Source organism: Psychromonas sp., from assembly GCF_047632995.1.
In the GTDB taxonomy this organism is placed as follows: domain Bacteria; phylum Pseudomonadota; class Gammaproteobacteria; order Enterobacterales; family Psychromonadaceae; genus Psychromonas.
The window spans coordinates 45,583-72,572 of sequence record NZ_JBLIEK010000001.1 but is presented as its reverse complement, the minus strand read 5'-3'; the positions used below and the strand labels follow the sequence as shown (position 1 = coordinate 72,572).

28 protein-coding genes and 1 pseudogene are annotated in these 26,990 nt (G+C 42.4%); 18 read left to right on the top strand and 11 right to left on the bottom strand.

The features are described from left to right. Positions 1 to 24: 24 nt before the first annotated feature. Together fkpA and ACJAT7_RS00355 are read left to right on the top strand one after the other, a co-directional pair. The gene (gene fkpA / locus ACJAT7_RS00360; protein ID WP_415224810.1) at positions 25 to 804 is read left to right on the top strand and encodes an FKBP-type peptidyl-prolyl cis-trans isomerase; all 780 of its coding nucleotides are present in this window, start codon (positions 25 to 27) and stop codon (positions 802 to 804) included. 377 nt (positions 805 to 1,181) lie between these two features. Further along, entirely contained in the window at positions 1,182 to 2,387 is a 1,206-nt protein-coding gene (locus tag ACJAT7_RS00355; RefSeq protein WP_415224809.1) for an NAD(P)/FAD-dependent oxidoreductase, read from the top strand. Positions 2,388 to 2,670: 283 nt separating this feature from the next. Here ACJAT7_RS00355 and ACJAT7_RS00350 read toward each other — a convergent pair whose 3' ends face one another. After that, positions 2,671 to 2,829: a hypothetical protein gene (locus ACJAT7_RS00350; protein WP_415224808.1), complete on the bottom strand. Its 159-nt coding sequence runs from the start codon at positions 2,827 to 2,829 to the stop codon at positions 2,671 to 2,673. A 151-nt stretch (positions 2,830 to 2,980) separates the two neighbouring features. On the opposite strand from ACJAT7_RS00350, the gene miaE reads away from it, so the two are divergent. Both miaE and ACJAT7_RS00340 read left to right on the top strand, forming a co-directional pair. Beyond that, positions 2,981 to 3,742, top strand: a complete 762-nt coding sequence (gene miaE / locus ACJAT7_RS00345) for a tRNA isopentenyl-2-thiomethyl-A-37 hydroxylase MiaE (protein ID WP_415224807.1) — start codon at positions 2,981 to 2,983, stop codon at positions 3,740 to 3,742. Positions 3,743 to 4,043: 301 nt separating this feature from the next. Beyond that, positions 4,044 to 4,295 carry a hypothetical protein gene (locus tag ACJAT7_RS00340; RefSeq protein ID WP_415224806.1) on the top strand — a complete coding sequence of 84 codons (252 nt, stop codon included), beginning with the start codon at positions 4,044 to 4,046 and terminating at the stop codon, positions 4,293 to 4,295. A 199-nt stretch (positions 4,296 to 4,494) separates the two neighbouring features. On the opposite strand, the gene ACJAT7_RS00335 is transcribed toward ACJAT7_RS00340, so the two are convergent. The 6 genes from ACJAT7_RS00335 to ACJAT7_RS00310 form a co-directional block, all read right to left on the bottom strand. Beyond that, positions 4,495 to 5,082, bottom strand: coding sequence for a TetR/AcrR family transcriptional regulator (locus ACJAT7_RS00335; RefSeq protein WP_415224805.1), 588 nt, complete (start codon positions 5,080 to 5,082; stop codon positions 4,495 to 4,497). Positions 5,083 to 5,177: 95 nt separating this feature from the next. After that, positions 5,178 to 6,035, bottom strand: a complete 858-nt coding sequence (gene yghU / locus ACJAT7_RS00330; protein ID WP_415224804.1) for a glutathione-dependent disulfide-bond oxidoreductase — start codon at positions 6,033 to 6,035, stop codon at positions 5,178 to 5,180. Positions 6,036 to 6,076: 41 nt separating this feature from the next. After that, a complete protein-coding gene (locus ACJAT7_RS00325; protein ID WP_415224803.1) occupies positions 6,077 to 6,757 on the bottom strand; it encodes a glutathione S-transferase family protein in 681 nt (226 codons plus the stop codon). Positions 6,758 to 6,853: 96 nt separating this feature from the next. After that, complete coding sequence (locus tag ACJAT7_RS00320) at positions 6,854 to 7,405, bottom strand: carboxymuconolactone decarboxylase family protein (RefSeq protein WP_415224802.1); 552 nt, start codon at positions 7,403 to 7,405, stop codon at positions 6,854 to 6,856. 318 nt (positions 7,406 to 7,723) lie between these two features. Beyond that, a complete protein-coding gene (locus ACJAT7_RS00315) occupies positions 7,724 to 8,413 on the bottom strand; it encodes a haloacid dehalogenase type II (RefSeq protein WP_415224801.1) in 690 nt (229 codons plus the stop codon). Positions 8,414 to 8,484: 71 nt separating this feature from the next. Beyond that, positions 8,485 to 9,150, bottom strand: coding sequence for a DsbA family oxidoreductase (locus ACJAT7_RS00310; protein ID WP_415224800.1), 666 nt, complete (start codon positions 9,148 to 9,150; stop codon positions 8,485 to 8,487). Between the two features lie 925 nt (positions 9,151 to 10,075). On the opposite strand from ACJAT7_RS00310, the gene ACJAT7_RS00305 reads away from it, so the two are divergent. From ACJAT7_RS00305 to ACJAT7_RS00255, 11 genes and pseudogenes are all read left to right on the top strand, one after another. Continuing rightward, positions 10,076 to 10,432, top strand: coding sequence for a hypothetical protein (locus tag ACJAT7_RS00305; protein ID WP_415224799.1), 357 nt, complete (start codon positions 10,076 to 10,078; stop codon positions 10,430 to 10,432). 210 nt (positions 10,433 to 10,642) lie between these two features. After that, complete coding sequence (locus tag ACJAT7_RS00300) at positions 10,643 to 10,924, top strand: transposase (protein ID WP_415224798.1); 282 nt, start codon at positions 10,643 to 10,645, stop codon at positions 10,922 to 10,924. A gap of 114 nt (positions 10,925 to 11,038) precedes the next feature. After that, positions 11,039 to 12,232 carry a diguanylate cyclase domain-containing protein gene (locus ACJAT7_RS00295; RefSeq protein WP_415224797.1) on the top strand — a complete coding sequence of 398 codons (1,194 nt, stop codon included), beginning with the start codon at positions 11,039 to 11,041 and terminating at the stop codon, positions 12,230 to 12,232. Positions 12,233 to 12,630: 398 nt separating this feature from the next. Further along, complete coding sequence (locus ACJAT7_RS00290; RefSeq protein WP_415224796.1) at positions 12,631 to 13,395, top strand: substrate-binding periplasmic protein; 765 nt, start codon at positions 12,631 to 12,633, stop codon at positions 13,393 to 13,395. Between the two features lie 203 nt (positions 13,396 to 13,598). Next, complete coding sequence (locus ACJAT7_RS00285; protein ID WP_415224795.1) at positions 13,599 to 15,398, top strand: ABC transporter ATP-binding protein; 1,800 nt, start codon at positions 13,599 to 13,601, stop codon at positions 15,396 to 15,398. Between the two features lie 258 nt (positions 15,399 to 15,656). Then, entirely contained in the window at positions 15,657 to 16,007 is a 351-nt protein-coding gene (locus ACJAT7_RS00280; protein ID WP_415224794.1) for a metalloregulator ArsR/SmtB family transcription factor, read from the top strand. Between the two features lie 4 nt (positions 16,008 to 16,011). After that, positions 16,012 to 16,144, top strand: a pseudogene (locus ACJAT7_RS00275) (arsenical-resistance protein); the annotation flags it as partial. Then, positions 16,144 to 17,145: a permease gene (locus tag ACJAT7_RS00270; RefSeq protein ID WP_415224793.1), complete on the top strand. Its 1,002-nt coding sequence runs from the start codon at positions 16,144 to 16,146 to the stop codon at positions 17,143 to 17,145. The pseudogene ACJAT7_RS00275 and the gene ACJAT7_RS00270, both read left to right, overlap by 1 nt. A gap of 10 nt (positions 17,146 to 17,155) precedes the next feature. Beyond that, on the top strand, positions 17,156 to 17,392 hold the full coding sequence (locus ACJAT7_RS00265) for a thioredoxin family protein (protein WP_415224792.1): 237 nt from the start codon (positions 17,156 to 17,158) through the stop codon (positions 17,390 to 17,392). A 3-nt stretch (positions 17,393 to 17,395) separates the two neighbouring features. After that, positions 17,396 to 17,812 carry a rhodanese-like domain-containing protein gene (locus ACJAT7_RS00260; protein WP_415224791.1) on the top strand — a complete coding sequence of 139 codons (417 nt, stop codon included), beginning with the start codon at positions 17,396 to 17,398 and terminating at the stop codon, positions 17,810 to 17,812. A 78-nt stretch (positions 17,813 to 17,890) separates the two neighbouring features. Beyond that, positions 17,891 to 18,796 (top strand): cation diffusion facilitator family transporter, encoded by a 906-nt coding sequence (locus ACJAT7_RS00255; protein WP_415224790.1) that lies wholly within the window; start codon positions 17,891 to 17,893, stop codon positions 18,794 to 18,796. A 68-nt stretch (positions 18,797 to 18,864) separates the two neighbouring features. On the opposite strand, the gene msrA is transcribed toward ACJAT7_RS00255, so the two are convergent. Then, complete coding sequence (gene msrA, locus ACJAT7_RS00250; RefSeq protein ID WP_415224789.1) at positions 18,865 to 19,401, bottom strand: peptide-methionine (S)-S-oxide reductase MsrA; 537 nt, start codon at positions 19,399 to 19,401, stop codon at positions 18,865 to 18,867. Positions 19,402 to 19,627: 226 nt separating this feature from the next. Between msrA and ACJAT7_RS00245 the strand changes: the two genes are divergently transcribed. Further along, the gene (locus ACJAT7_RS00245; RefSeq protein ID WP_415224788.1) at positions 19,628 to 20,707 is read left to right on the top strand and encodes an efflux RND transporter periplasmic adaptor subunit; all 1,080 of its coding nucleotides are present in this window, start codon (positions 19,628 to 19,630) and stop codon (positions 20,705 to 20,707) included. Next, entirely contained in the window at positions 20,708 to 23,809 is a 3,102-nt protein-coding gene (locus ACJAT7_RS00240; protein WP_415224787.1) for a multidrug efflux RND transporter permease subunit, read from the top strand. A gap of 128 nt (positions 23,810 to 23,937) precedes the next feature. Here the strand turns inward: ACJAT7_RS00240 and ACJAT7_RS00235 are convergent, their stop codons facing one another. The 3 genes from ACJAT7_RS00235 to ACJAT7_RS00225 are packed head-to-tail and all read right to left on the bottom strand — an operon-like array spanning position 23,938 to position 25,894. Then, entirely contained in the window at positions 23,938 to 24,903 is a 966-nt protein-coding gene (locus tag ACJAT7_RS00235; protein WP_415224786.1) for a diguanylate cyclase, read from the bottom strand. After that, the gene (locus tag ACJAT7_RS00230) at positions 24,903 to 25,529 is read right to left on the bottom strand and encodes a chemotaxis protein CheC (protein ID WP_415224785.1); all 627 of its coding nucleotides are present in this window, start codon (positions 25,527 to 25,529) and stop codon (positions 24,903 to 24,905) included. The genes ACJAT7_RS00235 and ACJAT7_RS00230 overlap by 1 nt, the downstream gene beginning before the upstream one ends. Beyond that, entirely contained in the window at positions 25,529 to 25,894 is a 366-nt protein-coding gene (locus ACJAT7_RS00225) for a response regulator (protein ID WP_415224784.1), read from the bottom strand. The genes ACJAT7_RS00230 and ACJAT7_RS00225 overlap by 1 nt, the downstream gene beginning before the upstream one ends. Positions 25,895 to 26,147: 253 nt before the next feature. Between ACJAT7_RS00225 and ACJAT7_RS00220 the strand changes: the two genes are divergently transcribed. Further along, entirely contained in the window at positions 26,148 to 26,960 is an 813-nt protein-coding gene (locus ACJAT7_RS00220) for a hydratase (RefSeq protein ID WP_415224783.1), read from the top strand. Positions 26,961 to 26,990: the final 30 nt, after the last annotated feature.

Below are 26,990 nucleotides of genomic sequence, written 5' to 3'. Positions count from 1 at the left end.
AATATGAATAATTTTGGAGTAACAATGAAAAATGTATTTAAAGTTTCTTTATTAGCAGCTGCAGTTCTATTAACAGTGGGTTGTAATGAAAAAAAAGAAACTGTTGTAGCAGAAAAAGAAGCAGCTGTAACTTTTGAAAATAACCAAGATAAAGTGGCTTATGCAATTGGCACTTCATTTTCTCAGCAGTTTAATACTATGCTTTCTAAGCAAGCTGAGTTAGGTATGGAATTAGATAAAGAAATTGTGCTGCAAGGCATCTCTGATACGTTAACCGGCAGTTCTAAATTAACTGATGAAGATATAATGGTCACGCTGAAAGCTTATGGCGAAAAAGTTAAAGCTGCAGCTGAAAAGCAGAAGATAGACAATGCAGGCAAAGCGGCTGAAGAGGCAAAAGTTTTCTTAGAAGCTAACGCAAAAATGGAAGGTGTCACTGTAACTGAGTCTGGTTTACAGTATTCAGTAATAACAGCAGCTGAAGGTGCAAAACCAAAAGCGGCAGATACAGTAACTGTGCATTACGTCGGTACATTAGTTGATGGTACTGAATTTGACAGCTCTGTTAAACGTGGTCAGCCAGCTACATTCCCACTTAACCGCGTAATTCCTGGTTGGACTGAAGGTCTGCAACTGATGAGTGTGGGCGAGAAATACAAGTTTGTTATTCCTGCTGAACTTGCATACGGCGACCAAGGTGCGGGCTCTATCCCTGCTGGTGCAACATTGCTTTTTGATGTTGAACTACTCGACATTAAAGCAGCCGAAGCCGAAGCCGAAGATGAAGAAGAAGCAGCTGAATAATTCTGTTTTTTTTCTTTTAAAGGTCGCTTAAGTGCGGCCTTTTTTTTGCCTGTGATCTGACGTTTGTGCAACACTCTCCAATTTCCCCTTGAACTAAAAATATCCTAATAATTTCTCTACTCTTTGTTTTTTATTAAGTAACCTCAGCTCGGGATAATGAAAGCGTAAACCCCTTTAATATCATGAAGTTAATTTTCTACTGTATACAGTGTAGATGATTTTGTGTAGTTCAAGGCAAATCAGCGTAGCAATAGCAGGCTATTGGTAGCTGGTTTAACGCAGAAATACGCGAAAGTCGCTACGCTGTATCGATTTGCTTATCCCGAGTTGAGGTTAAATAGTGTATCCTTAGCGGCTAAATTTAAGAGGTGAAATTTATGTGGGATGTCATAATCATTGGTGCGGGTGCATCGGGTTTAATGTGTGCGATTGAAGCGGGAAAACGCGGGCGTAAAGTATTGCTGCTTGACCATGCCAAGCGCGCCGGGCAAAAGATTATAATGAGCGGTGGCGGGCGCTGTAATTTCACCAATTTATATGTCGAGCCCGGTAATTTCCTTTGTGACAATCCACATTTTGTAAAATCTGCATTAAGCCGCTACACACAATGGGATTTTATTGCGCTGGTGGACAAGCATAAAATAAGCTGGCATGAACGTGATCACGGGCAGCTGTTTTGTGATGATAGCGCCAAGCAAATAGTGCAGATGTTATTAGATGAAGCGCAGCAGGCGGGAGTAAAAATTCAGCTGCAGTGTGAAATGTTGAGCCACAGCCAAATTGCAGATAACCATTTTAGCGTGCAGAGTAAGCAGGGGAATTACCAATGCCACTCTCTGGTCGTTGCCTCGGGCGGCTTGTCGCTGCCAAAAATGGGTGCTACACCGCTTGCCTATAAAATTGCAGAACAATATTTATTGCCGGTAAAAGCAACGCGTGCGGGGCTGGTCCCTTTTACCCTGCAGCCAGCACAAAAAGAGCTGTTTACGCCGTTATCCGGCATTAGTTTCCCGGCCACCGCTTCTTGTGAAATTAAAGATAAGCGCAATAAAATAAAAAAGGTAAGCTTTAGTGAGGCGTTACTCTTTACTCATCGCGGATTAAGCGGGCCGGTTATTTTACAGATTTCAAACTATTGGCAAGCGGGCGAAAAATTAACCTTAGATCTTTTACCACAGATAGATTTATTTACAGAGCTTTGCAATGCGCAGCAGGATCACTCGGATCAAGCATTAAAAACATTATTATCACAGAAGCTGCCTAAACGGGTGATTGAGTGTTTATTAACCTCGGCTGACATTGAAAGTCTGCCGCTAAAACAGTACAACGAAAAACAGCTGCAGCAAATTGCAGATCTATTCCACTGCTGGTCTCCTCAGATCAACGGTACAGAAGGCTATCGCACCGCAGAGGTGACATTAGGCGGTATTGATACCGATACTATCTCCTCTAAAACCATGCAATGCAAAAGTGTCGTTGGACTCTATTTTATCGGTGAAGCATTAGATGTAACAGGTTGGTTGGGAGGCTTTAACTTCCAGTGGGCATGGGCTAGCGGCTGGGCAGCAGGGCAGGTGGTTTAGTTTATTCCTAGCTGAGTTAGTTTTTTTGCAGGCTTTCGCTTGTAGCAAATGGTGCCGAATTCATCGTTGGAATTTCGCCCTGACGGCGACCCTACTTTTTCTTAATGCCGAAAAAAAGTAGGCAAAAAGCGACACCCCTAGCCATTTTTTGATCTTGTATTGCTTAACCACTTTTTAACGCACCACCTCAGACATTACATCCCTGTACTGACTGAGGGGGAATTTAGGCCTAGCCTTCTCATAAACCTAAACTGTCGTTTAATTCGCTCCATGATTTTTCTTGCTAAAGCGGTTGCTCACCACAATAAAAACGTACGGAAACTTCTGTGGCCGCTTTGGTTTGATTTATTAAAAGCTTTGGTGCTGTCTTTTGCAAATTACCAAATCGTTCATTTTGTAAAGGGTGATACTTGTCGGCAAAATCATCATCACCTAAAAACATTTGATGCTGTAAATTATCCCAAATAGTTGCATTTCCTCCCTTCTCGGAAAACTGATCAGAATGGTATGAATATCTGCTGCATCAATCAATAATTCATATTGGATTGCCGTGTTAACATATTATAAATGCTCAATAAACTGAATTAAAAATAATGTATGAAAAATTATTAGAACCTATTAACTCCTTTTTAAAATGTACTACTCCGGATTCTTGGGTTGATGAAGCTAAAAAAGCAGAAAACTTACCAATTCTTCTTCGGGATCACTTGATCTGTGAATTAAAAGCTTCTCAAAGTGCCGTGTTTTTACTTAAACGTTATGCCTTAAGAGAAGAGGGGATAGAGCAACTCGGGCAGCTTGTTAAGCCTTATGAACAATTTGCTCATAAGCGTATCGGCAATCTACAAACCCTTAAAGGTAAGAATGTATTATTAAAGCCGATTAAGGCTCGTTCAGACTGTCCGTATGGTCAGGATATGGTCGATAAAATGGTTTTATTGATAAGAGAAGAATTACATCACTTTTATCAAGTATTAGAAATGATTGAAGACAATAATATTCATTATGAACCAATTCCTTCATCACGTTACGCAAAAGGGTTGTTAAAAAAGGTTCGCACTTATGAACCAGAAGCTCTTGTTGATAAATTGATAATAGGTGCATTTATAGAAGCAAGATCTTGTGAAAGGTTTGCTAAAATCGCACCACATTTAGATCCTGAAATAGGGGAGTTTTATCTGTCTCTACTTCGTTCAGAAGCGCGACATTATCAAGACTATTTGGCATTAGCAGAACATATTTCAGGACAAGACATAACCGAGAGAGTTGCTTTTTTTGCGGTTGTTGAAGCTGATCTCATTCAATCACCTGATACTGACTTTAAATTCCATTCAGGGAAGCCAAACTTTTTTTAAAGAGGAGCCGAAGGGCCGGTCTTGCTTTTGCGACAATACAGCTCACTCGGGAATTCAACTAATAAGTGGTCATTAAGCAATAGACATGAATAACCCAATGAAATTGTTTACCCAGATCACTTAATATCTTCAAAAAAAAGTTCAAAGCCATCTTCTTGGCGTTAAATAGTCTTTCTTTCATTTTCAAGAGAATTGACGTGCTAAAGTGCCTCTGCAAACTCCAAGTGTAAAGACCGGCTCATCATGCTCTCCTACTTATATACAAACTTGGTCAATTAACATTAAAACCAAAAGGTAATTTATGGCAAAACCAAACACTAAAGCTCCCTCGAGAAGTGTGAATATTTATTGCAGTAAATGTCAGCATCAACTTTTTAAATATAAAAAAGGCGGAAAAGGCGCGCTTGTAAAATGCTTTAAAGAGCGAATTACTAAAGATTTTACAACAGAAGAATGTACTTGCCCTGAATGTGCAACAGTGTTCGCGAGAGATATGCTAATACGGGGCACTCCTGCCTATAAAATGATCGGCGGGAAAGTTTGGTTTAAATAGGCGCTAAAAGGGGCAGGCATTGCCTTTTGCCACAATACTGCATGTTGATTGTGCTGGTATCGTTGCAAAGTCGACGCACTGTTTCAGTGGTATCTCCAATCACCGTATTCGATGCAAAATGTCGATATAAAGCCTAATACACTCAGTATGTTGGGCTAGATGTGAAATGAAATATCACACAAATTACATTAGAAGCTTTTTACACCCGCAGCCCTTTAAATATATCGTCGATCAATTTTTCTATGGTATTCATGTTATTGGTTATTTGAGCATAAGTTCTTATGCCTATTATTTGAATTTGCAGATAACGCGCTAATTCAACCGGATCTTTTTCCACACTGATTTCACCATTATCTATGGCTTGTTGGAAAATGCGAGTAAAAGAGCCCTCTATGTTTTCTAAAATATGCGTTGCGCTGGCAAGCAAATCCGGGTTATCGCTCTGCGTTAGTTCAGCGATACTTTTAACTATCATGCACATGCCGTTTGGCGCGCTGTCTTTGTTGCAAATAGTCACGCTGCGAATGAATCGTTTCAGACCAGCAAGTACTGTTTTTTCCTGCGCCAGACTATTGGCAAGTTGCTCAGCACCGACTTGAGCATAACGATTTAACGCTTCTTTAAACAAATTATCTTTACTGCCAAAAGCCGCATAAATACTGCCCGGGCGCATATCAACCACATCCTGTAGATTTCTCATTGACGTTGCGTGATAGCCTTTTTCCCAATACAGGTTCGTTGCTTTTTCGATAACTTGATCGCGATTGAATTTTGCTTGTTTACTCATAATGTCTGCCTTAAACAGGTTTGCCTTCATGCTGAAAGTCTAGTAACAATATGTCACTAGGCTTTGATTCTATCGTTTTTCTTACCTGAAATAAGTTATTCTGGTTTTAACGCTAAGACTTTATCGATATCTTCAGCACTGTGACGATTTTCAAGCTGTTCCCACTTCTCACCCCAATCGCGGTTGATGATACAGCCGCGTTGTACTGCCGGACGCGCTAACATTGCTTTTGCCCAACGTTGCAGATGGATGTAATCTTCTGCTTGAAGGAATTCTTTGGCATCGTAAAGCTTGCCCAGAATTAAGTTCCCATACCAGGGCCAGATTGCAATGTCCGCAATACTGTATTGATCACCCGCAATGAATTCATTTTTTGCCAATTGCTTATCTAAAACATCTAACTGGCGTTTAGTTTCCAGGGTAAAGCGATTAATTGGATATTCAAATTTCTCTGGTGCGTAAGCATAGAAATGACCGAAACCCCCACCTAAATAAGGTGCAGAGCCGTGTAACCAGAACAGCCAGTTTAAAACTCGTGTCCGCTTAACGCCTTTTTCAGGCAGCAATGCAGAAAATTTTTCAGCAAGATAAACTAAAATTGATGCAGATTCAAATATAGGTTCAGGATCCTCGAGCGCGCGATCAACTAATACCGGAATTTTGGAATTAGGATTAATATCTACAAAACCCGATGAGAATTGCTCGCTTTCAAGAATTCTGATCATATGGGCATCGTATTCTGCATCCTTACCCAGTGCTAATAACTCTTCCAGCATGATGGTGATTTTTTGGCCATTAGGCGTGCCCATTGAGTACAATTGCAAAGCGTGCTCACCAACAGGTAATGCTTTTTCATGCGTTGCGCCTGAAACTGGACTATTAACACTGGCCCATTTACCGCCACTTTCGGCATCATTAGTCCAGATTTTTGGAGGTGTGTATTGCTTTTCCATTCTTATCACTCCTATATTTTTTTATGTTATCGGCTTTGTTATCAGGCTTTTTTATCAAAGTTGTGCGGGTACAGTGCGCGTGCTGCCTGCTCATCAAAATCAGATTTAAATTCAATGTTTTTATGGATGTTTCTTGCTCTTTCTACTGCCGGACGTGCGTTTATGTCTGCAAACCAGCGTGTTAGGTTAGGATAGTTTTCTAAACCTTGCCCGCCTAATACCGCCGCTGCTTTATCAATCCAACCCCATGCTGAAATATCCGCAATTGAATACTCATCACCCACTATATATTCACGGCCTTTCATATGTGTTTCCAGCACTTCATAATGACGTTCGGCTTCACTCAGGTAGCGATTGATTGCATAGGGCACTTGTTCTGGTGCTTTATGTCTAAAGTGAACCGATTGACCTGAAAAGGGGCCTAAGCCTGTTGCTAAAAACATTAACCATGACAGCATTTCACTGCGATCTTCTGTTTTTCCGGCTAATTTCCCTGTTTTTTCAGAGAGATACATTAAAATAGCAGTAGAATCAAAGACCCGTTTACCCTGGTCTTCAATTGCCGGTGTTTTACCGTTTGGGTTAATTGCGCGGTACTCTGGTGTATGTTGCTCACCCTTCATTGTGTCTACCGGGATCAATTCACAGGCTAAGCCCGTTTCTTCAAGGTAAAGAGCCACTTTCATTGGGTTCGGTGTCGGGTGGAAAAAAAACTTAAGCATAATATTATCCTGTCGTATTTAAGGCGTCATCTGGGAAAGAGTGAGGGTAAAAAGTTGGGGTGCCCCTTCAAAAGCAGAAGAAGCAATCTTAATTTCTTATTTTTTAGTCCAGGCGAATTTTTCAAATATTGGATCTACTGGTGTTTCTGCCGCATGGTTGACGTAGTTGCTGATCACTTTTTGAGACAGACCAAGAATGACTTCAAGAATCTGCTGTTGTCCGTAACCCGCGTCAAAGAATGCTTGCGTCTGTTGCTTCGAAACATTACCGCGGTCACGCACCATGCTTAAGGTAAAGTCTTGCAATGCCTGCAGTTTTTCAGTTGGCATTGGTTCACCGTTACGCAGCGCTTCAGTTAGAGCAGGATCGACCTTCATTGAATGGGCAATACCCGTGTGTGCAGGTACACAGTAATGACATTCATGCTCAACGTTAATGGTTTGCCATACAACGGTTAGCTCTTCTTCATCAAAAGATGAGCTTGCAAATAGTTGGTGTAACTGAGTGTAAGCTTTAAGTGTGTTTGGAGATTCAGACAGTACGCCGAAAAGACCTGGAACAACTCCCATCTGTTTTTTTGCACCCTCTAGGATTTCTTTACTTTCTGCTGGAGCTGACTCGATTGTATGGATTTTGAAGTTTGACATAATGGCTCTCTCTATTGATTTAAATTTATGTAATCGGAACCTTTGTTCCTTGACGTTGAGATTACTATAAACTCAATTGAGCGATCGTTCAAGCTCTGTTTGAGCGATCGTTCAAACAATTGCAAATGTCATGGTCATTAATATTATTTGGCTTTTTTATGGTCGAGATACAAAGGAGCTGTCATTGCGGAAAAAAAGACCAGGTGCAATACAAATTTGACATCCAAGCTGAAGTTTAAATCGGGCAATTGGCTAATCTGTCTCTGTTGGAAAGATGAAAACTGCACAATGATGGCGTTCGCAAGTATTGTTGAGTGATTACAAATCCCCAACAAGCAGCTCAACCAGCTCGGTCAAATCGTGTGCGATAAAATTCGGCTGCGGGACATTTTTAGCTATTAGAAGGTTATTATTCGGGCGGGTAATAAAAGCACCGGAACAGCCTGCCGCTTGTGCGCCGATAGTGTCCCACAGATGGCAGGCAACCAGACATACCCGATCAAGTGGAACCGCCATTTCCTGTGCTGCATAACGGTAGGTTGCCGGATGTGGTTTGAATGAGCGTACCGTCTCGATGCTGAATTGGCGTTCGAAAAATTCCGAGATTCCCGCTTTTTCCAATAATGTTGGAGATTGTGTTGGTGCCGAGTTGGTCAGCGTTGCCAAGCGAAATCCGGCTGCTTTTAAGCGTTTCAATGCCGGTATAACATCGGGATGCGCAGGAAGATTTCCAAGCCGTTCTTTGAATTCATCGAGATCATCGTCGCTGATCGAAATATGATGGTTAGCGCCAACCATTTTAAGTGTGCCGACTGCAAGATTAGCAAAGGGTTCATAGAGACCAGAAACAGTCATGGTTTGCGAATAAAGTACAAGTTCGGCGAACCAGTTACGAAGCGCCAATGGATTTTTGAAAACCCGCAAGAAAAAAGGTTCAAGGGTGGTGATATCGAGCAGCGTCTCGTTTACGTCGAAGAGCAGCACTTCGATATTGTCGTTTTTTTTCATTTTTCGGACCTTGAATTATTGATTGATTGGCGTTTGCTTAATATTGACGGTCGCTAATATCCTAAAGATGATTACAGCCCGGCTAACTCTTCTAGCACCTCTTTGTAAGCGCTCTGCGGGTGTGCGCCTGTCATCGCGCTGTTGCGGTTAAAGATAACTGTTGGCACTCCGGAAATCCCCTGTTGCTGCCAGTAAGACTCTTGTTTTAAAAGGTCGCTTCGGCGTTTACTATCATCCAAGGCTAATGCAGCAGCGGCAGTATCCAGGCCGACACTGCGAGCCTCAGCCAGTAAAACTGCGCGATCTGATACATCCCTATGCTCGCTAAAAAAAGCGGCAAATAAACGCTGCTTTAACTGATGCTGCAAGCCATGTAGATGAGCAAAATCCAGTAACAGATGTGCATCGCGGGTATTAACCATCTTCATCCCTTCAAAGTAATCAAATTTAAACCCATACTCAGCCCCAAGGGCACTGATATTATCGCGGGCTTTGTCACTGTCTTCGCGCTTAGCACCGTATTTGCGTAGCACATGGGCGCGCAGGTCCTCGCCTTGCTCGGGCATGTCGGGGTTCAGTTCAAAGGGCTGCCACTCAATTTCTACTCTATCTTGCAGACCCAATTCATTAATGGCAGCTTCTAGGTGTTTGTAGCCTACGATGCACCATGGGCACACAACATCGGATACAATATCTATCTTAATCCGGTCGCTTATCTTAATATCATCATTCATCATATTGCTCCTCTTATGCCGTTAACAGACCCTAGTAGGTAAAATATAACGGTTATTTATTGCTAAAAATCTGCTCGTTTTGCAGGGTGTTGTTAAGGATCATGGATCATAGTTGATGCCATCACCAGCTTCTAATACTGACAATTTATTGCAATCAAGAAGGTAATTAATGACAGATTACGTAGATATATCAGGTTCAATCAGCGTTTAACTTGAGGATACTATAAACACATCTGAACAGTCGTTCAAGAGTGTTTTGAGCGATCGTTCATATAAATTATTAAAGAGATGAATAAAAAGCATCTTTTGTTACGATATTTTCAGTAAAAGATTTGCGTGTCCTGTGTTTTGGTCCAGTGTTTTGTGGTCTTTTTTATCTGAATAAAACAACGAAATGGAGAATATAAACAAATATTTTTCTTGCGGAAGGCACTTTATCAAGTCTGAAATCAGTTGATTATATTAAATAGGCTACAGTTTAATAAGGCGCTAATTCGGTATTGGAGCGCGTTTTTTCAGATGTCTTGCTCATGATTAAATCTCCCTTCACTTGAAACTCCTTTCTATATTTGCCCGTCAAATAACGAAAAGAGAGTTTTGTTCGCGACACTATGCTGGCGCATAACTCGCAGTGCCGTTTCGGAACGTTTTTTATCTTGATAAGCAAGCACCGCATAAATGGTTGAGTAGCCAAAGTTATAATTGGAGTTATTTCAATAAGATGCTAACTTATTTGAAATTGAAGTATTGAAAGTCAGCAAGCGAAATGTGCTTGTTGACTGGTAATAGGCGTGTTTTACACGAGTGAATATATACTGAAAATCCAGATGTGGTAGTTTCGCACGTCTGGGAGGGAATCTGGTAACAGATCGCTCTACATACCACGATGAACATTCTCTGTCATTTTTAACAATGGATATTTTAAGTTATGAAGAAAGCAGTTTTAATAATATTTATTTTACTGTCAGTTGGTAAAGTTAACGCAAACGAAATATGTAATGAAACGGCAGTTCATGATCTAAAAGATGAGGTGCGGATGCTTAGAAAAGACGTACAAAGGTTAGAAATATTGATTTTGAAATTATCACATACAGTAACTGATAGCGCCTTATCGGAAGATGGAAATGATGTATGGGGTTGCTATATCAAGGATATTAGAGCAGGGGGAATTTATGGTACTGGTCGGACGGAAGCTGAAGCTAAAGGTAAGACTTTAGAAAAATGTACGCTAGAAAATGGAGTGTGTTTTGAAAGTGGGTTGAATTGCTCCTTTAATAAATCGTAAAACATTAACCGCGACTGTTCTACAAGTTGTTAAACTCGACTCATAACGGCTGTCATCATTTTTGCAAAAAACGCAAAAATAATACCTGCGCGCCAGTTAACTCGGCGTTGAGGCTGTAGAATTTCTCCAAAAACAGCGTTTATTTTTTTTCATCTAAGTGTACTTTCTTGTGCGGATCTAATGATTATTATTCGCTCAAAGTGAAATGTAATGGCACTTATTTTAAAGCGAAGAGGCAAACTCGATTTGTCTTGTCAAAATAAATGCATGGCGATTGATTTTTCACAACAAATAATTCCGGGTAGATTTGCATACGCGCTTTCCCATATTGTCGATAATCACCTTGATTTCACTCGCTTTGATGATTGCTACAATAACGCTCAAGGCGTTACGGCAGCTTACCCTACGCCGTTTTTTCTCACCCCTTATTTTCTCGCAGCCATTTTTTTTCATGCTTTATTCTTAGATCTTACTATGCTTAAAGCTGTTTAATAGAATCGTGGCTTAAAAGGGGCCGTTTCATGATCAGTTTTTTTTAAACGGGATTAATCTGTTCTACGCGCCATTTTTGCTGTGTTCGGCGGTAAAATATTTATGGAGTTACCAATGAACTCTTTTTTGAATAGAATTAACAAGCAAAAATTACCCATAAGCTATTTGCTCATCACCTTGATATTTATCTTTTTTGGAATCTTTACAACAAAGGGATTGTATGGCCTAGGTAATATCACAAGAGAGATTTATGAACATCCACTTGTTGTCTCAAATGCCTCTCTTGAGGTAACAAAAATGCACCGAAGCCTGAACGATGCTGCCTTAGCGAATTCGTCTGCTGAAATGGAATTTTCGTTAAACGCTGTAACACAGAGCGAACAAAATGTTTACCAGCAGCTTGATATTATCAGGGAGAATATTCTCGGTGAAGAGGGAAGGACATTAGAGAAACAAACCCGGCAACTTTTTGATGATTGGAAGCCAAGACGAGAAAACGTGGTTAGACTTCTAAAATCAGGCAATAAAAAAGAAGCGATTGCTGTAATAAAAGAAAATGGCGCTGCCTATATCGATAAGCATGAGTTGGGAATGTTGGCATTAACCTTATATGCAAGAAAAAAAGCGGATGGTTTTATCGCACATGCAATAATAATGCAATCAGAGCTTGAAAAAATCACTCTTTTTTTATCGATTGGCGGTGTTTTTATCTCTTTAATTATTGCCTTCACTGCTGTCAGGCTTGTTGCAAATGCAGAGAAGGTTATTCTGGAGGCGAGCAAGCAACTCAATGAGATGGCGCTGCAGGACGGCCTAACAAAAATAGCAAACCGTCGTAATTTTGACAAAAAATTGCAAGAGGAATGGCGCAGGATGATGAGAAGAAAAGAGCCTTTATCCCTCATCTTCTTCGATGTTGACCATTTCAAGCTCTATAATGACAACTATGGACATCAGGCGGGAGACGTTTGTCTCCAGACTATCGCGAATACAGCAGCACAGTTATTTAAACGACCCGGCGATCTTTTTGCACGTTACGGCGGTGAGGAATTTATTGCGATATTGACAAATACTAACCTTGAGGGCGCAACAACTTTAGCAGAAGAGCTACGCCGTAATGTCTATGAGGCAGAAATAGATCATGATACATCTCCGGTCTGCAAGTTTGTGACAATTAGCTGCGGAGTTTCATCTGTGATTCCAGACGAATCAAAAAGCGACCAAGTTTTGCTAAAGATTGCAGATGAGGCTCTTTATGAGGCCAAAGAGCAGGGCCGCAACAAAATTGTTTCCAGAAACATTAATTAATTATCTGTGCCGATAGTTTGATCTTTTTATCTCCATATAACTTAGGAGGCTTTGGCTGTCTCACTGGTTTAATCCCGATGCCGTTTATTTCATGCGGACAGATGTGGAGCGTCCATATATGTCCAGCCCTTAAGTCTTTAGCCTACAATCTAGAGAGGTTAATGAAAATAGTCTACATTTAGGCAAGGGCGAAGCCCTAAGAGCAAATGATTTGTCTATACGTATTAATAAAAAAGATTTGTCGCTTAATTCAATCAGCCCGTTTTTAAAAACAGAATGATCCATTGAATACCAAGTAAATAAAAATCCGTGTGGTTATTAATTTTAAATAAATCGGTTGAAAAAAGAAATTATACCGCCGCGTTAGATTGATGCGATGGCGCATTGGGAGGGCTTTTATGGAAAGGAAATATTTATGGGGTGTTTTGATTTTAGCATCACTAATCAATGCGACTGTAATCGCATCGGAGTTAATCATTTATACAGAAGAGAATCCACCCTCTCAATATACTGATGATACTGGACAATTAACCGGTTTTGCAGTGGAAATAATGGAAGAAATTAAAAACCGCATAGGTGAAACGGCAAAAATAGAGATGAGACCGTGGGCAAGAGCCTATTCAGAAATACAACAAAAAAATAATATCGTAGTGGTTGGAATGACCAGAAATGCAGAACGGGAAGATCTTTTCAAATGGGTCGGACCTTTAGGTATATCAAGAGTTGTTTTGGTTGGAAGAAAAGGAAGTTCAGAAAAGATAAAAACAGTAGAAGATGCAAAGAAGGTGGAGAGAATCGGTACGGTACATATGGATAGTAAAGAGATGCTATTGCAACAGATGGGATTTATGAATTTAGATTATGTGGTAACTCCAGATCAGAATGTAAAAAAATTAATGATTGGCAGAGTAGACTTATTTGTAACCTCAAATCTTGCTTGGAAAATACTTGTTGTTAAAGCGGGATTTAAAATTGATGATTTTGAAGAAACGATTATTTTAGATGATAATCCAGTATATATTGCATTTTCTAAACAAGTATCTGATAACGTGATTAAAAAGTGGAAGGAAACCTACAGGGATATTGCCAAAGACGGAAGTTTAAAAAAAATCTATAGCAAGTGGCTTCCGGGAGAAGAACTCCCCGTCCCCCCGTGCCCATAATAAAGATGATCGATATAAGTTTAGCTGAGCAATAAAAATCATTATTACTCTCTACAGCCGTACCTTCTGTTCGCCCTGTATGATTATAGCGCTGGCATATATGGCTTGCATGACGCTCACTCAATAGCTTGGCTATAATAGTTACAATTTTTCTGCTTATCAGTACAATATCGGTAAATATCCTATTAGGAACCACTCTCATTTTGAAAGCGAATACAAACGACAGTATCAACTGGAACTGGTTGGTTAATCAGGCAAAGCAGCATAAAAAACGGCTGATCTGGGCTAATGTTATTGCGCTTATTGCGACGGCTATCAGTGTCCCTATTCCTCTGCTGATGCCATTAATGGTTGATGAGATATTGCTTAACAAACCGGGCAGAGGCGTTGATTTTATTAACCATTTTTTACCCGAGTCGCTGTATCAGCCGGCCAGTTATATTGTCGTTATTTTTCTCTGCGTGATTGTTATGCGTACCCTCAGCCAGTTATTAAATATTTTGCAGAGTCGCCAGTTTACGCTGGTTTCTAAAACCATCACCTGCGCTATCCGTAATCGCATGATTGATAAATTGGGACGTATTAGTATTCGCCAGTATGAAACGCTCGGCAGCGGCGCTATTAACGCGCATATCATTACCGATATAGAAACCATTGATAAATTTATCGGCTCGACGTTAAGCCGTTTTATTATCAGTTTATTGACCGTTATCGGCACTGCTGCGATCTTATTGTGGATAGACCTCTATCTAGGACTGTTTATTGTTTTAGTAAACCCTTTTGTGGTGTATTTATCACGCAAATTAGGCGCGCGTGTAAAGCACCTCAAAAAGAAAGAGAATCAGGCATTTGAAAGATTTCAGAGCCGCTTGATAGAAGTATTGGACGGCATCTACCAGCTGCGAGCTTCCAACCGCGAAAAAGATTTTTTAAACGGGCTTAAAGGACAAGCCGATGATATTCGCAGTAGTGCTGACAGATACGCCTGGCAGAGTGAGGCCGCTAGCCGCAGTTCATTTTTAATATTCCTGCTAGGTTTTGAGCTGTTTCGGGCGACGGCGATGTTAATGGTGTTATTCAGCGATTTAAGTATCGGGGAAATTTTTGCTGTATTTGGTTATCTCTGGTTTATGCTCTCTCCCGTGCAGGAGCTGTTAAGTATCCAGTTCTCCTGGTACAGCGCGTCTGCCGCGATTAAACGTATTAATAGTCTGCTTCAGGTTGGGGAGGAGGTGCGCGGTATCAGTAAAGTGAATCCGTTTATTAACTGCTCGGCGGCTGACGTCTCTATCCGTAATGTTAACTTTGCTTATGATAATGAAAGGCGGGTGTTAAATAATTTATCGTTAACCATTCCTGCCGGTAAAAAAATCGCGCTGGTGGGGGCGAGCGGCGGCGGAAAATCGACCCTGATCCAGCTGCTGATTGGTGTTTATCAGCACAGTAGCGGTGAAATTTTATTTAATGGTGAAAAAAGCACGGATATCGGTTTTGATATTATCCGCGATAATATCTCAGTGGTACTGCAGCAGCCAGTTCTCTTTAACGATACATTGCGCCATAACCTCTCTCTGGGCGTTACTTACACTGATGCGCAGTTATGGAAGGCGCTGCAGGTTGCACAGCTTGATGATGTGATGGCGCAGCTTAGCGATGGTTTAGATACCCAACTAGGGCGTCAGGGAATTCGTCTCTCTGGCGGACAGCGTCAGCGGGTTGCGATCGCGCGGATGGTATTAACCGATCCTAAGTTTGTTATTTTAGACGAAGCCACGTCAGCGCTCGATACCGCCACCGAAAGCGCGCTGCATAATGCGCTTAATACCTTTTTGGCCGGACGCACTACCTTGATTGTGGCGCACCGCTTGTCGGCGGTAAAGCAAGCCGATCTTATTTATGTTCTCGAAGACGGGCAGATAACCCAGTCAGGAATACACAGTGATTTAGTCAAAACCGAGGGGGTATATCAGACCCTTTACGGTACGGTTCAGAACGCCTTTTAACAGATCCACCCCAGATTTTCAGAGATCCTCTAAACTTATAATGAAAAAAATACCGACAGGTGAAGCCCCAGCACCATGCATTATCAAATAGTGAATTCTTTCCTTTTTTTAGCGAATAAAATTGACATCGAGTCTTTAGGGTATATTCTATAAATCATATATACGATAATTCATATGTGTATTAATGAAACATAAAAAGAATTTAATGAGCGAAGTAACCTGTTTTTGCTCGTGCACACTAAGTAATAAAGGTGCTCTATGGATCCTGTCCAGTTTTACAAATGCTTAGCCGACGATACTCGCCTGCGTTGCCTCTTACTGATCACTATTGAGCATGAACTTTGTGTCTGTGAGCTGATGGAAGCGCTGCAGGAGATTCAACCGAAAATTTCCCGTCATCTGGCGCAACTGAGAAAATGTGGGTTGCTGATCGACAACAAGCAAGGGCAGTGGGTGTTCTATCAAATCAATCCGGATTTAACCGATTGGGCAAAACGTGTTCTAACAGAAACTACAGATAACAATAGAGACTATCTAATAGAAAGCAGACAAAGGCTGTCTCAGATGAAAGGTCGCCCTGAGCGATTGCAACGCTGTTGCAATCAATGAAGCTGCGACTTCTTTGTTTGCTTTGCACTAAAGGCGCAGCATTGGCAACGGTTGTTGGCGTGTTGGTCGAAGTCCCTGTTATGTTGTCTTTAGTTTATTTTGCCAATACAACCAGTCACTGGTTTGGAGAAGCTTAATGTTTGAAATTTTTACCGATTTAGCCGACTGGCTAACTTACGACCTATTACAGCTCACTACTGGTAGTAAGCTTGCCGATGCGCTGCACTTTTTTATCGAAGACACCAGTAAGATTTTTGTCCTGCTGATTGTGATGATCTACGTGATCGCTCTCCTGCGCGCCTCCCTCAATGTTGAAAAAGTACGTGATTATCTGTCTGGTAAACATCGTGGCATCGGTTATCTGATGGGGTCAAGTTTTGGTGCCATTACCCCGTTTTGTTCCTGTTCAAGTATCCCCGTCTTTCTCGGGTTTACCTCCGCGGGTATTCCCGTTGGCATTACCATGTCATTTTTAATCACCTCACCACTGATCAATGAAGTCGCAATACTGCTGTTGATGAGCTTACTGGGCTGGAAATTTACAGTTTTATATGTACTTGTCGGAATGACTGTCGGCATGTTAGGCGGATTGTTTCTCGATCTAATCAAAGCCGAACGCTGGTTACAGTCGTTTGCAGCAGAGGCGCTAAAACGCGGACAGCTGCAAATGGATGCAGAGGGTGCTTCGGGAGTTCAAGCGGAAAAGTCCCTCTCCTTCAGCAGTCGCCATCAATTTGCAAAAGCGGAAGCCTTGGAAATATTCGGCCGGGTCTGGAAATGGGTTATTATCGGGGTTGGGCTCGGTGCGGCTCTACACGGGTTTGTCCCCGACGGCTGGATTGCAGCACATTTAGGTGAGGGGCAATGGTGGTCTGTACCTGCGGCAGTTTTATTAGGTATCCCGCTATACTCTAACGCGACTGGGATCATCCCGGTTATGGAAAGTCTGCTCGACAATGGCTTACCAGTAGGCACCACCCTGGCATTTTGTATGAGCACAGTGGCGGCGAGTTTCCCAGAATTTATTTTACTTAAACAGGTTATGCAATGGCGACTATTGGCTATTTTATTTGCCATATTATTAGTTGCTTTTACATTAGTTGGGTGGATTTTTAACATTTTCACCCCTTTATTATGAGGAATAACAGATGAAAAACATTAAAGTACTAGGTACAGGCTGTGCAAAATGCAAAAACACAATCACACTTATTAATCAGGTTGCAGAGCAGCTTGGCGTGCAGATTAATCTGGAGAAGATAGAAGATCTTCCGCAAATTATGGCCTATGGCGTGATGAGCACGCCTGCGGTTGTGGTTAATGAGCAGGTTGTTCACAAAGGTAGCATGCCATCACGAGAACAGATTGAATCCTGGATCAAGGAGTAAGTTATGAGCGCAACAGCCCCTGAAGCATTGCCGGAAGCAACACAATATTGCCCGACAACTTCTTGGAATAAAATTAACAGCGAAGAGATCCTGCTGCTCGATGTTCGGGAAACGCAGGAGGTTGAGCAGCTTCGCTTTGATGTGCCCAATTATTTAAATATTCCCCTTTCCCAGTTAGAGGATCGATTCGCAGAAGTGCCTCAAGAGATGCCCGTCATTGTTGCCTGCTTAGATGGTTCGCGTAGTTTAAAGGCGACTTATTATTTGATGTTTCAAGGTTATAGCCATGTGGCGAATATGAAATTCGGCCTAAAACGCTGGGTTGCAAAAAGGTTTCCTGTTATAGGATCGCCTGATGCCATTGAAGATAGCGCGACAGGCAGCTGTTGTTCGCCTGCAGATACAGGGGGCTGCTGCTAACTGCAGAAACATTGACGGCAGCAAAAATGCAGCGTCATTGTCTGTCCGGTAAACTGATGCTTTATGGAGGTTAACAAAATGAGTCACGATCATAGCCATAGTCCGCAAGAATACGGAAAGCTGTTTGCAATCGGTATCGCGTTAAATATCAGTTATGTGGCAATCGAAGCCTTTTATGGCTGGCGTATCGAATCATTAGCCTTACTCGCTGATGCCGGTCACAATCTCGGTGATGTTGCCGGGTTACTGTTAGCATGGGCTGCCTTAGCGGCAGGTAAAATACTGCCGAACAGAAAACATACCTTTGGCTGGAAAAAAGCGTCTATTTTTGCGAGTTTTGTAAACGCAACAATATTACTGACAGCGATGGGGGCGCTTGCTTGGGAGGCGATTTCCCGACTCGGTCAGGATTCACCAACGCAGGCTAGCACTATTATCTGGGTAGCGGGTGTTGGTGTTTTGATTAACGCATTAACTGCCTGGCTGTTTATCAAGGGAAGCAAAGAGGATCTGAATATACGTGGCGCCTTTTTACATATGGCTGCCGATGCCTTGGTTTCTCTGGCGGTTGTTATTTCTGCTGCACTCTATCTGCAATGGCAATGGCAGTGGCTGGATCCTGTTATGAGTTTGCTTGTCGCGGCTGTTGTGGTAATTGGCACCTGGTCATTATTCATTAAATCACTGCATCTTTTATTTGATGGCGTTCCTGTCGATATCAACACCCGTTCGATAATAAACTACTTTAATAATCATCCTCATATCTACCGCTTTCATGACCTGCATATATGGGCCATTTCAACCACGGAAAACTCGCTCAGTGTACATTTAGTAAAAGAGGATGAGAGCATTGAGAATTCATCTTTATTAACCAGTGTTAATAAAGATATTCATGATCAATACAAGATATTTCACACTACCATACAGATAGAAACTAAAGAGTTTTCCCGTCAATGCGCTTCGGAACACTGCACTGATTATTAACGGTTACTGCATTACGGGCTTTTATTCGTGCCTATCCGTTTTATTATTTATACGGGCAAGTAGCCATTTTATGCTTTTAACTGGTCGTGGTACTTTTGTTTAAATTTAAGGAATTTAGGGGTTACTACCATAGCGCAGTAGCCTTGATTTTGATTTTTTAGATAGTAGCCTTGATGGTAATCCTCGGCTGGATAGAAAGAGGTCAATTCAACCACAGTAGTTTTAATCGACTCCTGATAAACATGCGCATCACACAGACTTTGGATAAACGCTTCTGCCTGTGATTTTTGTTGCGGGGTGTGATAAAAAATAGCAGAGCGATATTGACTGCCGATATCATGACCTTGGCGGTTTAACTGGGTGGCATCATGTAAGCTGAAAAAGAGGGTTAGCAGGGTCTGGTAACTGATCTGCGTGTCATCAAATTGGATCTGCACCGCTTCAGCATGGCCGCTTAATCCTGTACAAATATCCTGATAAGTGGGCGATTGTGTGTCGCCGCCGGTATAACCCGAAATAGCACTATGAACGCCGTGCACCGCATTAAACGCCGCTTCGATACACCAAAAACATCCGCCTGCAAAGGTTGCTGTTGCAATTGCCATTCTATTTTTCTCCTAAATTAGCGTTTCTTTGCTTATATTTATCTTTACTTCTATTTAGTTAGCTAGTCTTATAAGCTCTACGCAGTTTTAATATAATGAATATGACTGACAACACTAATCATAGCTATTCTATAAGCGTTTTATTTTTAAGCGGCGAGTGCGCTGTGTTCGCCACTGGCAAGCACGCTTATTCAATGGATTTGCTATCACATTTGGAATAAAAATAATGAGTAAAGGCCAATTTCTGCTGCTATTTTTAACGCTGATTACAGCTTCAGCAAGTTACGCGCCAAGCGCTGCGGCCAAAGAGAAAGCTGCGGCACAAGAAAAAAAAGCACAGCGTGTTGTAACAGTATACACAGATACAGTGCGTTACCAGGAAATATCACAAACCCTTGCTGTTATCGGAAAACTGCAATCCGATCAGTTTGTCAGTATTGCGCCGCAGGTGACGGGTAAAGTAAAAAAAATCAATGTTATCGCCAACCAGAAAGTAAAAGCCGGGCAGCTGCTGGTACAGCTCGATGACAGCAAAGTGCAAGCTCTGTTATCAGAAGCAACGGCTTATTTAAAGGATGAGCAGCGCAAGTTAAAAGAGTATGCCACGTTAGTTAAAAAAAATGCGATCACTAAAACCCAGCTCGATGGGCAGTCTGCAGTGGTTGAAATCGCTCAGGCAAGATTAATGTCCGCCACAGCACAACGGCAGGAGCATAATTTACGCGCGCCATTTTCAGGCACTATCGGCTTAATTGATTTCAGCCTGGGTAAAATAGTGGCGAGTGGCAGCGAATTATTAACCTTAGATGATCTCTCCGTGATGCAGCTGGATTTACAAGTGCCAGAGCGTTATCTGTCGCTGTTATCCACGGGGATGAAAATCACAGCCAAAAGTCGGGCTTGGGAAAATATTGTTTTTGACGGACAAGTAACGGCCATCGATTCTCGAATTAACCCCGAAACCTTAAATCTGCGTGTACGCGTTAAATTCAATAATCCACAGAACAGATTGAAACCGGGCATGATGATGTCGGCAACACTCGGCTTTCCTGCTGTTAATGAAGCGATAATTCCGGTGCAGGCGCTCGAGTATTCCGGCAGCAAACGCTTTGTTTATATTGTCAATGAACGGGGTATAACGCAACGCAGCGAAGTGATTTTAGGCGCGCGCATTGGCGATCAGGTGTTGATTGAAAAAGGGGTTAGTGTTGGCGATAAAATAGTCGTGCAGGGGTTGGTCAATATGAAAGACGGGTTGAAAGTGAAAGATCTGGCCAATGTTGCAGATCTGCAGGAGAGCAATTAAATGTGGATTTCCGATACCGCAGTTAAACGTCCGGTTGTGGCTGTCGTAGTCAGTTTACTGCTTTGTGTTTTTGGCACTGTTGCGTTCAGTAAGTTATCGGTCAGGGAGATGCCCGATATAGAAAGCCCTGTTGTTACCGTGATGACCCGTTACGGGGGCGCTGCCGCCAGTATTATGGAAAGCCAGGTGACCTCTGTGTTAGAAGATCAAATAACGGGCGTTAGCGGCATTGATGAGATCACCTCGGTGACCCGTAATGGCATGTCACGGATAACCATTAGGTTTGATTTAGGCTGGGATCTAACCGAAGGGGTGAGCGATGTGCGCGATGCGGTCGCCAAAGCGCAGCGCGGGCTGCCGGATCAGGCTGACGATCCTATTGTGGCTAAAAACAGCGGCTCGGGTGAAGCCTCGCTGTATATTAATTTAAACTCCTCAAAAATGGACAGGACCCAGTTAACCGATTATGCGCGGCGCGTATTACAAGATAGATTCAGCCTTATTTCGGGTGTCAGTTCGGTGGATCTCTCCGGCGGTTTGTACCAGGTCATGTATGTCAAACTTTCCCCTGATTTAATGGCCGGCCGAGGCGTGACCAGCAGTGATATTGTCGCGGCGCTGAAAGCGGAAAATGTTGAAAATCCAGCGGGTGAAGTACGTAATGATACCACTGTGATGTCGGTCAGAACGGCGCGTCTCTACTCCCAACCACAGGATTTTGATTATTTAGTGGTGCGCACTGCCAGTGATGGCTCTCCTGTGTATTTAAAAGATGTCGCGCAGGTATATGTCGGCGCCGAGAATGAAAGCTCATCGTTTAAAAGTGACGGCGTGGTTAATATCAGTTTAGCTGTTATCCCGCAATCGGATGCGAACCCATTAGAGGTTGCCGATGCGGTCCGTCAAGAGGTGCAAAAAATTCAAAAGTTCCTGCCTGATGGGGCGCGTTTAAATGTTGATTATGACTCGACAGTATTTATCGCCCAATCTATTAAGGAAGTTTATCGCACGCTGTTTATCACCGCCGGTCTGGTTATTTTGGTGCTTTACCTTTTTATTGGCCAGGTTCGCGCGACTATCATTCCTGCAATCACTGTGCCGGTATCACTGATCTCGTCGTTTATTGGCGCTTATTATTTTGGCTTTTCAATTAATTTAATCACCCTGATGGCGCTGATTTTATCGATTGGTCTGGTGGTCGATGATGCGATTGTGGTGGTCGAGAATATCTTTCATCATATTGAGCAGGGCGAAAGCCCATTAGTTGCGGCTTATAAAGGCACTCGCGAGGTGGGATTTGCGGTTATTGCCACAACGTTAGTGCTGGTGATGGTCTTTTTACCTATCTCCTTTATGGAGGGGATGGTTGGTTTGCTGTTTACTGAGTTTTCGGTATTGCTTGCTATGTCGGTTATCTTTTCTTCACTGATTGCGTTAACACTGGCACCTGTGCTCGCCAGTAAAATATTAACAGGCAATGCGAAGGCGACGCGCTTTAATAAAATAACGGAATCACTGTTTACTCGTTTAGAGGCATTTTACCGTCAAGCCCTTGCTAAGGTGATGAAATTGCGGCTGCTGGCTCCTGTGATTATTTTAGCCTGTATCGGCGCGAGTTTTTTGCTTATGCAGCAGGTGCCCTCGCAGCTTGCCCCGCAAGAGGATAGGGGAGTGCTGTTTGCATTTATTAAAGGCGCAGAAGGGACCAGTTATAATCGTATGAACGTCAATATGGATATTGTTGAACAGCGTATTTTACCTCTGCTGGGAGAGGGAGTGATTAAATCATTTAGCACACAGGCGCCTGCTTTTGGCGGTAATGCGGGGGATCAAACGGGATTTGTGATTATGGTGCTCGAAGATTGGGATAAGCGCAGTGTTAATGCAAAGCAGGCTTTGGCTTTGATTGCTGAGGCGTTAAAGGATATTCCCGATGTGATGGTGCGCCCCTTGATGCCCGGGTTTAGAGGCGGCTCAGGCGATCCTTTGCAATTTGTACTGGGCGGATCGGATTATAGTGAACTGCAAAAATGGGCGCAGTTACTGCAAAAAGAGGCGCAGGCGGCTGGCGTGCTAGTGGCGAGCGAACTTGATTATTCTGAAAAAACACCCGAACTTCTGGTGACCATTGATCAAAAAAGAGCAGCTGAATTAGGGATTAGCGTCTCAGATGTTTCCACCACGCTGGAGATCATGCTCGGCGGGCGCAGTGAAACAACTTATATTGATCGCGGTGAAGAATATGATGTTTATCTGCGCGGTGATGAACGCAGCTTTAATAATGTCTCTGACTTAAGTCAGATATATATGCGCTCACAAACGGGAGAGCTGATAACACTCGATACCATTACCCATATTGAAGAGGTGGCCTCTGCGCATCGGCTTTCACATAATAACAAACAGAAATCGATCACCTTAAGCGGCGGTGTTGCGGCAGGGTACACTTTAGGTGCAGTGCTGGATTTCTTGGATGCTAAGTCGATTGAGTTGCTGCCCAGTGATATTTCTGTTGCTTACTCCGGCGAGTCGAAAGAGTTTAAAGAGAACCAAAGCAGTGTGTTAATTGTATTTTCTTTAGCCTTGCTGGTGGCGTATCTGGTGCTGGCTGCGCAATTTGAAAGCTTTATTAACCCGCTGGTGGTGATGTTTACGGTACCGATGGGCGTACTGGGTGGATTTTTAGGTCTCTATTTTATGGATCAAGGTTTAAATATTTACAGTCAGATAGGGATGATCATGCTGATTGGTATGGTCACCAAAAATGGTATTTTGATTGTGGAATTTGCCAACCAGCTACGCGATCGTGGTATCGCGTTTGAGCAGGCGATTATTGACGCTTCTGCAAGGCGCTTGCGTCCTATATTAATGACCGCCTTTACCACTATCGCGGGGGCAATTCCGCTTATCTTATCCAGTGGCGCGGGCTCTGAAAGTCGTATTGCCGTAGGCACTGTGGTGTTTTTTGGTATGGGATTTGCGACCTTGGTAACGCTGATGGTGATCCCGGCAATGTACCGGCTGATTTCAGGCCGCAGCCATTCACCCGGTTTTGTTGAGGCGCAATTAGAAAAAGAGTTAGGTAAGGTAAACAGTGATGGGTGATGAGTGATGGGTGATGAGTGATGAGTAAAGAGTGATGGGTGATGAGTAAAGAGTGAGTAGTAATGAGTGATGGGTGATGAATAAAGAGTAAGCCTTAAACAGTAGTGGATAAGGCGGCTAAAGGAAATTTAGGTGTTCTCTTTTTCCTGATGCTGCTCCACGCGGTTGCGGCCATTATTCTTGGCAAGGTAAAGCGCGCCATCAGCCTCTGCAATTATATCTTCTAACGATTTTTCTTTATCGAAGCAGGAAGTGCCGATACTGACCGTCATATTGATCTCATGCTCTCCACAAAGGATCGGAGTGTTGCTCACGCTCTTACGAAGGCGCTCGCAAATAAGCCGCGTTTGCTGCTGATCGACATTTGGTAAAATCAACACAAACTCTTCGCCGCCATATCTACATAAGCTATCGAAGGTGCGCAGAGTGCCTTGTAAACGGACGGCCAGTTCTTTTAATACTTCATCACCGACTTGGTGCCCGTAAGTATCATTAATAAATTTAAACTTATCTGCATCAATCATAGCCAAACCGAGTCCCCAGTTTAAACGACGGCAACGAGAGGCATCCTGCACTAACTGATCGGCAAAAAACTTGCGGTTGAACAGTCCCGTTAAATGATCATGGGTGCTGATTTCCTGCAAATCTAATGCCTGCTCAGTCACATTTTCGAGCAGTTTTTGCGCAACTGCGATTTCAGTTACATCATAAATAGCCACACCCACAGCGATAGTGACGTTATCACTATTTTTAACGGGGAAGTAAGAGCAGTTCTGATACATAAAATCGACATCGTCGATAGAAGATTGAGTACTGGGAAGTTTTAATAGATAGGGTCTTTGTTCCCAAGACGTAACAGCTTGATTGTTAAGTACTAATGTCGTTTTTATTTTTTTATTTAACCAAGCTTCATTTACATCGGGAAAAAAACCGGTCAGTTTGCGGTGAATAATCTCTTCCGATTTAATGCGGCTGTGAAGTTCCATAAAACGGTTCCAGAATATAACATTCATACGCCTGTCTAGGATAATAAAACCGATACTGGATAGCTCCTGCAGTAGTTTTGAGAACTCAGTAAATTGCGGTTCTCCCATTAAAGCAACCTTTGCAGCGCGTTGTGCAAGTTATCTAAACTGTTTATTTTCAGCGATATTATATTGTCACAGCGTAAATCAATATCTTTAATAAAAAACTTAATTTCAAATAATAGTGTTTGGTGAGTTTCTTGATGTTTTTGTTTAAAAACAAAATTCTTTAACTCAGAATTTGGTTTATTAAAAGCGATAATGGATGGATTAGTGAGTTCAATATCCAACGCAAGTTGCTCCGCCAATCCCGACAGACAGGCGCTGTTAACCGCATTGGAGACATCGAGCAGCATCTCTTGTTGGCGTTTTTCGTCAGCAGCATCACTCTCTTCATAGCCAAGGATCTTCACTAAATCAGTAAAGTTGTGACCACCGATAATAAAGGTTGAACGTCCCTCAATATCACCAATAAAATATTGCTGGATAATATTGACTATTGGGCTGCTCAATTCTGCTTTTGAAGCCCAAGCATCCAGCTTATCTGCATCTACCATCGCAACATTGGGCACATTTAGCGTCACCCTATGCTCAAAAACCTCAGACAATTTAGCGCCGGCCCGACCCATGCCTATATTGGCCAACTCTTTTAGTGCGTCTATCTGGTAAGGCGTAAATTTATTGATAGTAGTCATTAAATCACTCCATGATGTTTTAGCATGGAAAGCAATGTTTCGCTTTCGATAGGTTTGGGAAAAAAGTCAACGGCACCGCGTTCTTTGGCTATCTTTCTGGAACTCTCTTGAACATCTGCTGAAATGATAAATACCTTACTATGATAGCCGCGTTCATTGAGTGTCTGCAACACATCCAGGCCATCTATATCAGGCATCGTCAGATCTAAAAAGATGACATCAAACTGTTTAAGTTCGCACACTTCCAATGCTTCTTCTCCGCAGATCACTTCCATCACATCTACATCCCATTGCGAGGGGAGTGCGCGTTTAATCATATTTCGGGAAAAAGTTGAATCATCAACAATTAACAAAGATGTGGACATTATTTTTCTCTCATTGGTCGTTATAGTGCATATTGGCGGTTATTGGCTACCCAATCGAAGTTATCGGTTCCATTGCAAGTATCGCATGATTAGTGCTAGTAATAAGCCTAAATTTGGTCAATTCTTCATTAACTATAAAAGATACAGACAACACTTATAGAGGTCAATAACTCGGCTTGTTCAATATGAGATAAGTCACGAGATAAATTTCTCACTATAAATAATGAGCAGATAGAAATATTTTGGCGATATAATGCCTTACTATTACGACTTTGAAATAACCGGATTCCATAAGATGACCAATAACAGTAGATTCTCACAAGCAGCAACACAACTATTAAAACGACGGGTGAGCGGAACAAAAGCGCAACGATTAGATGAAAAAATTTGCCCTCATTCAATTGAAGACGCTTTGGCGATTCAAGATGAGATGAGTGCGCAACGTCAGGATGGTATTGGCGGCTGGAAATGCCTTTTACCGCCAGCGGAAGATCAGCTGGTAGTCGCGCCCATTTTTGCCGATACAATTCATCGCGGCGCTGTGTGTAAATTATTTGCCGATAATAAAATGGCGCGTATTGAACCGGAAATTGCTTTTATTTTAGGTAAAGATCTGCCTGCGCAACAGAGCGATTATAGTCTGGCTGAAATTGATGATGCGTTGGCCGGCTGTTATATGGCTCTGGAGCTGATGCAGGATCGTTTTGTTGAAAATAGCGGCGCTTTGTTTTATGAAAAACTGGCCGATTGCCTGGTTAATCAAGGTCTGTTTATTGGCCCGGAGATAGATAAACGGCTCGCCTATAAAGCCAGCACCATCACCATTAAGATTGAACAGGATGAAAAAAAGCAAACTTTTTCGGGTAAGCACCCGAATCAATGGCCGCAAAATCCTCTCTATTGGCTAATCAATTTTATGAGCAAACGCGGTACCGACTTTAAAGCCGGTCAGGCGATTATCACCGGCTCCTATGCGGGCATTATTGAACTCAATTTTGATCTGGATACGGAAATTGAATATGCAGGGCTAGGCAAGTACAGGCTTGAGTTTAAAGAGTTAGTTTAAAAGTTTTGAACTAACTCTTTGTTATAAAAA